General features: G+C 51.2%; 1 rRNA gene. It reads right to left on the bottom strand.

What is annotated here, in order from left to right:
- Positions 1 to 1,995: ribosomal RNA gene (locus C1715_RS00105) — 23S ribosomal RNA — on the bottom strand; the annotation flags it as partial.

A 1,995-nucleotide genomic window follows, 5' to 3' on the forward strand; every position in this document is an offset into this window, starting at 1 on the left:
CACCAGAGGTTGGTCCATCCCGGTCCTCTCGTACTAAGGACAGCTCCTCTCAAATTTCCTACGCCCGCGACGGAAAGGGACCGAACTGTCTCACGACGTTCTGAACCCAGCTCGCGTGCCGCTTTAATGGGCGAACAGCCCAACCCTTGGGACCGACTTCAGCCCCAGGATGCGACGAGCCGACATCGAGGTGCCAAACCTCCCCGTCGATGTGGACTCTTGGGGGAGATCAGCCTGTTATCCCCGAGGTAGCTTTTATCCGTTGAGCGATGGCCCTCCCACGAGGAACCACCGGATCACTAAGCCCGACTTTCGTCCCTGCTCCACCTGTATGTGTCGCAGTCAAGCTCCCTTCTGCCTTTACACTCTTCGCGCAATTTCCGACTGCGCTGAGGGAACCTTTGGGCGCCTCCGTTACTTTTTAGGAGGCGACCGCCCCAGTCAAACTGCCCACCTAACAATGTCCCGTGACCAGATTCATGGCCTCCGGTTAGAATTTCAATACTGTCAGGGTGGTATCCCAAGGATGACTCCACAGAAGCTGACGCCCCTGCTTCTAAGTCTCCCACCTATCCTGTACAGACAATACCGAAATTCAATGCTAAGCTACAGTAAAGCTCTACGGGGTCTTTCCGTCCAATCGCGGGTAGAAGGCATCTTCACCTCCAATTCAATTTCACCGGATTTGTTGTCGAGACAGTGCCCAAATCATTACGCCATTCGTGCGGGTCGGAACTTACCCGACAAGGAATTTCGCTACCTTAGGACCGTTATAGTTACGGCCGCCGTTTACTGGGGCTTAAGTTCAAGGCTTCGCTTACGCTAACCAATCCCCTTAACCTTCCAGCACCGGGCAGGCGTCAGCCCCTATACATCAGCTTTCGCTTTAGCAGAGACCTGTGTTTTTGCTAAACAGTTGCTTGGGCCTATTCACTGCGGCCTACTCTCGTAGGCACCCCTTCTCCCGAAGTTACGGGGTTAATTTGCCGAGTTCCTTGACAACAATTCTTCCGCTGGCCTTAGGATTCTCTCCTCATCTACCTGTGTCGGTTTGCGGTACGGGCACCATTTTCCTCGATAGAGGCTTTTCTTGGCAGTGTGGAATTGGATACTTCGCTACTAAAATTTCACTCCCCATCACACCTCAGACTTAAGATTGAACGGATTTGCCTGTTCAATCATCCTAAGTGCTTAGACGCACATCCATCAGTGCGCACATCCTATCCTACTGCGTCACCCCATTTCTCAAACGGATCATGGTGGTATCGGAATATCAACCGATTGTCCATCACCTACGCCTTTCGGCCTCGGCTTAGGTCCCGACTAACCCTGAGCGGACGAGCCTTCCTCAGGAAACCTTAGATTTTCGGCCAATGAGATTCTCACTCATTTCTCGCTACTTATGCCAGCATTCTCACTTCTGTACAGTCCACCGCTCCTTACGGTACGACTTCAACCCGTACAGAAAGCTCCCCTACCATATACATAGTATATCCATAGCTTCGGTGGTAAGTTTGAGCCCCGGACATCTTCGGCGCAGGATCTCTTGACTAGTGAGCTATTACGCACTCTTTAAATGAGTGGCTGCTTCTAAGCCAACATCCTAGTTGTCTTAGAAATCCCACATCCTTTACCACTTAACTTACACTTTGGGACCTTAGCTGATGGTCTGGGCTGTTTCCCTCTTGACCACGGATCTTATCATTCGTAGTCTGACTGCCAGGATAAAAGTAAATGGCATTCGGAGTTTGATAAGGTTCGGTAAGCGATATGCCCCCTAGCCTATTCAGTGCTCTACCTCCATTACTCAATTACCTGACGCTAGCCCTAAAGCTATTTCGGGGAGAACCAGCTATCTCCGAGTTCGATTGGAATTTCTCCGCTATCCACAGCTCATCCCATGGTTTTTCAACACCAACGTGGTTCGGTCCTCCACGGAATTTTACTTCCGCTTCAACCTGGCCATGGATAGGTCACCCGGTTTCGGGTCTACAG

Origin of the sequence: Haloimpatiens massiliensis, from assembly GCF_900184255.1 — a bacterium.
Lineage (GTDB): Bacteria > Bacillota > Clostridia > Clostridiales > Clostridiaceae > Haloimpatiens > Haloimpatiens massiliensis.